The sequence below is a fragment of the Synergistales bacterium genome (assembly GCA_021736445.1).
GTDB lineage: Bacteria > Synergistota > Synergistia > Synergistales > Aminiphilaceae > JAIPGA01.
In genome coordinates, this window is record JAIPGA010000105.1 from 1 (window position 1) to 7,182 (window position 7,182).

The following is a 7,182-nucleotide window of genomic DNA, read 5'->3' on the forward strand; positions in this document are numbered from 1 at the left end:
CTGACAAGCCCCCGGATGGCCTCCTCGTCGGGGGCGTCGATCCCTTCGGCCTCGATGGCGGTATCGCCGCCCTCGGGGAGGTCCGCCTCGAAGCCCGGCCGGGCGTCGGCGACGATCACCTTCCCCACCCCCGGGGACCGGACAAGGTCGTGGACCGCCGCCCGTCCCTGCAGGCCGTAGCCCAGGACGAGTACGGTGTGTCCCGTATGGTTCATGATCCCACACTCCTTTGCGGATGCGTTGATGTATCCATCGCCGGTGGGCCAGGAAAAAACCCGCCAGAGCGGGTGCGTTGATGTATACATCGTTGTGCCGATCATAACCCCCTTTGCCGGGGCTGTCAATCCCTCTGCCTTACTGGTTTGTCAACAGAAGCTGGCGGTAGGTGTAGCGGATATGGTCGGCCATGGCTTCCCGGGCCGCCGCGGCGTCACGTTTCTGCAGGGCCTCGATGACGGCGGCGTGCTGCACCGGGGTCTGCTGGGGGAGGAAGAGCTCCGAGTGGTGGTAGAAGCTGTCGAAATAGAAGATGTAGACATTGGACCGCCAGAACATGTTGCGGCACCAGCGCTCCAGGTAGGGGTTGCCCGAGGCGCGGGCGATCCCCAGGTGCAGGGCCTCGTTGACCTCGGCGAAGCTCTCCCGCTCGCGGTTGGCCACGGCGTCGCGGTCGGGGCCGGAGAGGGCGGCCAGATCGGCCAGCGTGCTGTCGGCGGCGTGTTCGGCGGCCAGGGCGGCGGCGTTGCCCTCCACCACCTCCCGGGCGGTGAAGACGTGCTCCGCGTCCTGGGGCGAGGGGATGGGGATGCGGCAGCCCTTCTTGGGCATCTTCTCCAGAAAGCCTTCGGTGATCAGCTTGTGCAGCGCCCGGCTCACCGGCGTGCGGCTCATCTCAAACCGTTCGGCGAGGTGCTGCTCCAGCAGGAAGTCCCCGGGTCTGTACTCACCGGTGAGGATCAGGTGCAGGATCGATTTGTAGGCGCGTTCCTCGGCGTTTTCCCTGGCCATGTGCGTGGGCTCCTTGTCGGTGGTCTCCGGCCGCGGCGGCACCGCAGCCGTCGTTGAAGATGACCTTCATTCTCTGCCAGAGCCCCGGGACTGTCAAGAACGCCGTCCGCGCTGTTACCTCCCCGCAAGGAACGGTGCGCGGCAGGCGAAAGGGTGGAAAAGGGGCGGCCGATCTGCCCCGGGAGGTACGGGTGGTTCCCGCCGCCGCGGCCGCCGGTCTGTTGCCGGAGGGATTGGGTCGATCCGGGGTTGTGTGGTTATAACGGTTATGCCACTTTCTTATCCAAACCACTTTGGGAGGAATGACCATGCAATCCGGGAGTCTCTACCTGACGTTGAGCTCGCTCTGTGTCGTCGTGAACCTTGTCCTTGGCACCATTGTCTCGTCCATGAAGATCCCCCTGCTTTTCCTGGACACCATCGGCACCATCTTCGGCGCCGCCCTGATGGGGCCCCTCTACGGCGTGATGATCGGCGCGTCCACCAACATCATCCAGGGGGCGCTGACCAACCCCCGGACGATCCCCTTTGCCCTGGTCAACATGGCCATCGGCCTGGTGGTGGGTCTGGTGGCCAGAAAGAAGGGCTTCTCCCTCCCCGTGGCGCTGGTGACCGGCCTCGTCCTGGCCGTGCTGGCCCCGCTGATCGGCACGCCCATCGCCATCTGGCTCTACGGCGGCCTCACCGGCGGCGGGATGGACCTTGTCTTCGTCTGGCTCCGGACCACCGGGCAGAGCATCTTCACGGCGGCCTTCCTGCCCCGCATCGCCGGCAACCTCCTGGACAAGGTGGTCAGCTGTCTGCTGGTGTCGGTGCTCTTCCTCAAGCTGCCGCCCCGCATCCTGGCCCTGAATCCCAGGCTGAAGGCCAGAGAATAGGGAGACCGCCATGGAACGGAGCGGCACCACCGTGGTCCTGGCCCACTGCCTCTGCAACGCCAACGCCATCGTCGCCGGCCTCGCCCGCTACCCGGGGGCCATCCGGCAGCTCCTGGTGCCCATTGTGGAGGAGGGCGTGGGCATCATCCAGCTCCCCTGTCCGGAGACCACCTACCTCGGGGCGCGGCGCTGGGGGATGACTGTGGAGCAGTACGACACCCCCGGCTACCGGCGGCACTGCCGGAGGCTCTTGGAGCCCTGCCTGGACCAGATCGAGGACGCCCTGGCCGCCGGGCAGAACCTGCTGGGGGTGCTCGGCGTGGAGGGCAGCCCCAGCTGCGGCGTGGAGACCACCTGCCGTGGCTGCGAAGGCGGCGAACTGGGCGACGAGGCGCGCTACCGGCGCAACCGGGAGCGGATCGCCGCCGCTCCGGGAAGCGGCGTCTTCATGGCGGTGCTGCGGCGGATGCTCGACGAACGGGGCCTTTCCCTGCCCCTTGCGGATGTCTCCAACGGCGATCCCTCCAGGGCGGCCTGGCCGCTCGCCAGGGAGCGGCTGGCCCGCCGGGGCTAGGCGACGTTCCGCGCTACCGTTACGGAAGAACCTCCCCCGGGGTGACTACGGTCGCTCCGGGGGTCCGCGCCTGGACACCGAGGCAGGGACCGCCTCCAGTGCCCCTGGTGCCGCCGCGGCGGTCGCTGCATCGTCGCCACATCCCTCCCCAGCCCTGACATTTCCCGGCAGATTTTCGAAAACGTACGCTTGTTCTTCCTCTTTCGCTGCGATATATTTGTTGCCAATGCCGACTATATTCACTACAAAACTATCATTCCATAGCCGTTGGGACTACTCCCGGCGGCGTCCTGCAGAATGGAGCGTGACAGCCATGGACAGAGTACGGCCCCTGGAGGGCAAGGTCACCGTTGTGACCGGCGCCGGAGGGGGGATCGGCCGGGCGATCTGCAGCCACTTCGCGTCGCTGGGTTCCCGGGTCTACCTCTGCGACATCGGCGACACCGCCGATCTCGCCGCGGAGATCAACCACGCCGAGGGCGGCGAATACGCCCTTCCGGCGGTCTGCGACATCGCCGATCCCGGAGCGGTGGGGGAGATGTTCGCCCGCATCGACCGCGACGGCGGTGCGGACATCCTCGTCAACAACGCCGCCGTGCAGGGGCCCAAAGGTCCCAAGCGGTTTCCCGCCATCACGCCGGAGGGCTTCCGCAGCACCCTGGACATCGACCTCTCCGGCGCCTTCTACTGCATCCGCCACGCCCTCCCCGCGATGAGAGAGAAAGGCTGGGGGCGGATGCTCTTCACCGCCGCGCCGCTCTCCTCCTCGGGCATCCCCTCGCCATACCTGGCCGGCAAGGCCGGGTTCATCGGCATGGCCAGACAGATCGCCGGGGCCTGCGACGACGAGGGCATCCGTACCTTCGCCCTGGCGCTGCGGCACGTGGACACGCCCATGATCCGCCGGGTCATCGAGAGCCGCGGCGGGAACGTGGAGGAGGGCATCGCCGGGATGCACGCCAAGTCCCTCACCGGGTCGATGATCACCCCCGGGGAGATCGCCCGGCTCTACGGACACTTCGCCGCCGCCCCCACCAGGGCGGTGCGGAGCGTGTCGCTGCTCGCCGACGGCGGGATCACCTACCTCAGATGACCCAGAGGCCGGAAATGGAGGAGTTAACCGTGCACCCAGCAAAGGATGAAACCGCGATGAACTGTCTGGTCCTCGGCGATGAGGGCGCCCTGGGCCGGGAGGTGACGGCCTGGCTGGAGGAGCGCTGCGCCGCCGTGGAGTCCGCGCCGCTGGCCGGCGTCGCCCCCGCGGACCTTGTCTCCGGCGGGGAGGCGCAGGACCCCGGGGAGATCGCCCGGAGCATCCGGGCCTTTGCGGGGGTCGCCGACTCCCTGGACGGCCTGGTGCTCTGTCCGCCGCTGGAGGAGCTGCGCGCCGCCCTGGAGGACGCCCCGCCGGACGACGCCCTCTGGGGGCGGCTGGTGGATGCCTGGATCATGGGGATCTTCCACGCCCTGCGGGAGGCGGTGCCCCTGATGACCGCCCGGGGCGGCGGCCGGGTGGTCCTCTTCGGCAGCACCCGGGGCTACACCGGCGAAGGCGAGGGCGAAGGCAGGGTTGCGCCGGGCGGCACGCTCTACGAGGCGGCGCTGTCCAGCGCCGTCACCGGCATGATGACCTCCATCGCCAGGGACGTGATCCCCCAGGGGGTCGCCGTCCACGGCATCGCCCTGGGGGAACGCAGCGGGAACTGGACCGAGGAGATCGGCTGGGCCCTGGACCTCTGGCTCTCCGGCCTGGGCGACTATGCCTGCGGCCAGATCTACCGGATCTACTAACGCAGAGTGACTGCTATGGAGGTGGAGAATATGGACGGAAGACTGAACGACGCCGACCGGCGGGCCATCCTGGAGGACTGGGGGCTTGCCGGTCTGGAGGGGGAAGCGCTGCGGACCGGCATCTTCGAGAGGGTGCGGGACATCCCCTTCGGGCGGGCCGGCTCCCGGGATCCCCTGGAGGTCTACCGGCGCAACAAGGGCACCTGCTCGGGCAAGAACTTCCTGCTCCGGGAGCTCTTCCACGCGGCGGGGCTGGCAACGAGGGACATGATCTGCCTGCAGCGCTGGAAGGACCTCACCTGGTTTCCCGACGACACCTACGGAACGGTGGCGCTGCCCGGGGAGCTGCGGCTGCTGCTGGAGGAGGTGGAGGTGGTGGACTTCCACAACTACCTGCTGGTGGACGTGGGCGTGCGGTGGGCCCGGGTGGACGCCACCATCGACCTGCCGCTGCGGGAGCTGGGATTCCACACCACCGAAGCCTGGGACGGCCTCTCGGACATGCCCCTCTGTTTCGTGGGCACCGACAAGGTCTGGGACTGCGGCGACGACGGAGCGGCGAAAAAGGCCGAACTCACCGCCCAGCTTCCCGAGGCGATCCGCACCGGCAGGGAACGCTTTCTGAAAGCCATGACCGCCTGGCTCGACCAGTGGCGGGCGCAGCGGTAGCGCAGAGAAAGGGGGAGTCGGCAATGGCAGGCAGCTACATCCTGGTGCACGACATGGGGACCACCGGCGACAAGGCGGTGCTCTTCGACGAATCGCTGAACATGGTGGCCTCGGAGTACATCGACTTCACCACCTACTACCCGCACCTCAACTGGTCCACCCAGCGGATCAGCGAGGTCTACGAGACGGTGGTCGCCTCCACGCGGCGGCTCATGGAGACCAGCAAGGTGGATCCCGGGGAGATCGCCGTCATCTCCTTCAGCAACCAGATGATGACCATGATCCCCGTGGACCGGCACGGCGAGGTGCTCATGGACGAGGTGGGCATCTGGTGCGACATGCGGCAGAAGGAACAGGCCGACCGCCTTATGGACACCCTGGGCGGCAACGACGAGTACTACAGGATCACCGGCGTGGGCTGGCAGCCAGAGCTGGCGCCGATCTGCAAGGTCATGTGGTACAAGGACAACGTTCCGGAGATCTACCAGCGCACCTACGCCTTCCTGCAGTACAAGGAGCTCATCGCCGAGCGGCTCACCGGCGAGGTGGCCACGGAGTACGGCGACATGTCCATGAACGGCATGATGGACTCCCGGAAGCGCGCCATCTCCCCGGAGATCTTCCAGGCCGCCGGGGTGGACCAGGGCAAGATCCCCGAGATCCTGAACTCCCACGACATCGTCGGCCGGGTCACCGCCGAGGCGGCCGAGGAGTTCGGCCTCGCCGAGGGCACACCGGTGACGCTGGGCTCGGGCGACGTGATCTGCGCCAACACCGGCGCAGGCGTCATCCGCGAGGGCATGGGCTACACCTACATCGGATCGGCCAACTGGTCCGCCGTCTACGCCGACGAACCCTCCCTGGATCCCCGCTACAAGATGAACTGCAACACCATGCAGCCCTTCGGCGGCTACAACCTGGTGATGATCACCGCCTCCGGCGGCATCGCCCAGGACTGGTTCCGCGACGGCGTCTACGGCACCGACCGGCGTCTCATGGAGCAGGTGCTGGGGCTGCCGGTCTACACCACCATGCACCAGGACGCCAGGGCCGTCCCCCCCGGCGCGGAGGGGCTGCTCTTCTTCCCCTATCTCCGCGGCGGCGGGGCCCCGCACTTCGACATCAACGCCCGGGGCTGCTTCCTCGGTCTGGGGATGACCCACACCAGGGCCCACATGCTGCGGGCCATCTACGAAGGGGTCTGCTTCAACATGCGCTGGCTCTACGACCTCTACGAGGAGATGGGCGTCTCCATATCGGGCCTGGACCGGATCCGGGCCATCGGCGGCGGTGTGCGGAACGACCTCTGGATGCAGATCTACGCCGACGTCAACGGCCAGCCCTTCAGCCGCCTCAGCGCCCCCCAGCAGTCCACCGCCCTGGGCGCGGCCATCATGGGCGGCGTGGGCGTGGGGATCTGGAAGGACTACGCCGAGGCCACCGGCAAGATCTCCGTGGAGACCACCTTCCACCCCGACAGCGGGGCCAACGCCGTCTACGAGGACCTCTACCGCATCTATCGCGAGGCCTACCCCGGCGTGGCCGCCGCCTTCCCCAAGCTCACCGGCTTCGCCGAAAAGCACCTCTCCTGACGGAAGCGGCGGCCGCCGGAACCACCGAAGCTCCGCATCGCAGCAGGCCGGGGCCCCGCGCCCCGGCCTGCGCTGTCGCGCCCCCCGGCGGGTGGGAGTATTACAGGAGACAGCGGCTTGTCTGTGTGTTTTTCGAGAGTGCTACGAAAGAGTGGGGGTTCTTAGAAAGGGGCAGACGGCGAGCGCTCGTTGAGCGGCTGGATGGCGGCGAGTTCGTCTCGTTCCCTGAGGCGCGCCTGGTAGAGGTCCCAGCGCTGCTGCAGGTTGAGCCAGAATCCCTCTGACATGCCGAGGTACCGCGCCAGGCGGAGCGCCGTTTCGGGCGTGATGCCCCGTCTCATATTGACGATCTCGTTGACCCGCTGGTAGGGGACACGGATCCCCTGCGCCAGCTGCCGCTGCGAGATCCCCAGCGGTATCAGAAACTCCTGGCGGAGCATGTCGCCGGGATGGGTGGGTGGTCTCTCTTCCGGAATCCGGCCCATTGACGTTTCCTCCTTGCGGTTCATTTGTAGTGGTCGTCAATCTCTGTCTCTTCGACCGGTAGCGTGTCCCCGAGAGGGGAGATCCGGCGCAGCCACAGGACAGCCTCATCATAACACCGGCGCCGCCGGGCCGGCCCGGAAGGGCTCTGGTCCCGGCGGCGCTGTCGGTGCTGTCGCTGCGGAGG

The 7,182-nt window shown here is 67.6% G+C and carries 9 protein-coding genes; 6 read left to right on the forward strand and 3 right to left on the reverse strand.

What is annotated here, in order from left to right; genetic code table 11:
- A partial coding sequence (locus tag K9L28_11210) for a hypothetical protein (GenBank protein ID MCF7936898.1) occupies window positions 1-215 on the reverse strand: 215 nt, incomplete at its 3' end.
- Window positions 216-354: 139 nt separating this feature from the next.
- Window positions 355-1,008 carry a GntR family transcriptional regulator gene (locus K9L28_11215; GenBank protein MCF7936899.1) on the reverse strand — a complete coding sequence of 218 codons (654 nt, stop codon included), beginning with the start codon at window positions 1,006-1,008 and terminating at the stop codon, window positions 355-357.
- 308 nt (window positions 1,009-1,316) lie between these two features.
- Between K9L28_11215 and K9L28_11220 the strand changes: the two genes are divergently transcribed.
- The 6 genes from K9L28_11220 to K9L28_11245 all read left to right on the forward strand — a co-directional run bounded on the left by K9L28_11220 (window position 1,317) and on the right by K9L28_11245 (window position 6,512).
- Window positions 1,317-1,886 (forward strand): ECF transporter S component, encoded by a 570-nt coding sequence (locus K9L28_11220; protein MCF7936900.1) that lies wholly within the window; start codon window positions 1,317-1,319, stop codon window positions 1,884-1,886.
- Window positions 1,887-1,896: 10 nt separating this feature from the next.
- On the forward strand, window positions 1,897-2,460 hold the full coding sequence (locus K9L28_11225; GenBank protein ID MCF7936901.1) for a hypothetical protein: 564 nt from the start codon (window positions 1,897-1,899) through the stop codon (window positions 2,458-2,460).
- Window positions 2,461-2,773: 313 nt separating this feature from the next.
- Window positions 2,774-3,553 carry an SDR family oxidoreductase gene (locus K9L28_11230; protein ID MCF7936902.1) on the forward strand — a complete coding sequence of 260 codons (780 nt, stop codon included), beginning with the start codon at window positions 2,774-2,776 and terminating at the stop codon, window positions 3,551-3,553.
- A gap of 56 nt (window positions 3,554-3,609) precedes the next feature.
- Window positions 3,610-4,251 (forward strand): SDR family NAD(P)-dependent oxidoreductase, encoded by a 642-nt coding sequence (locus K9L28_11235; GenBank protein MCF7936903.1) that lies wholly within the window; start codon window positions 3,610-3,612, stop codon window positions 4,249-4,251.
- A gap of 30 nt (window positions 4,252-4,281) precedes the next feature.
- On the forward strand, window positions 4,282-4,920 hold the full coding sequence (locus K9L28_11240) for a hypothetical protein (protein MCF7936904.1): 639 nt from the start codon (window positions 4,282-4,284) through the stop codon (window positions 4,918-4,920).
- 23 nt (window positions 4,921-4,943) lie between these two features.
- Window positions 4,944-6,512, forward strand: coding sequence for an FGGY-family carbohydrate kinase (locus tag K9L28_11245; GenBank protein MCF7936905.1), 1,569 nt, complete (start codon window positions 4,944-4,946; stop codon window positions 6,510-6,512).
- A gap of 161 nt (window positions 6,513-6,673) precedes the next feature.
- Here K9L28_11245 and K9L28_11250 read toward each other — a convergent pair whose 3' ends face one another.
- On the reverse strand, window positions 6,674-6,997 hold the full coding sequence (locus K9L28_11250; GenBank protein MCF7936906.1) for a HigA family addiction module antidote protein: 324 nt from the start codon (window positions 6,995-6,997) through the stop codon (window positions 6,674-6,676).
- Window positions 6,998-7,182 lie beyond the last annotated feature (185 nt).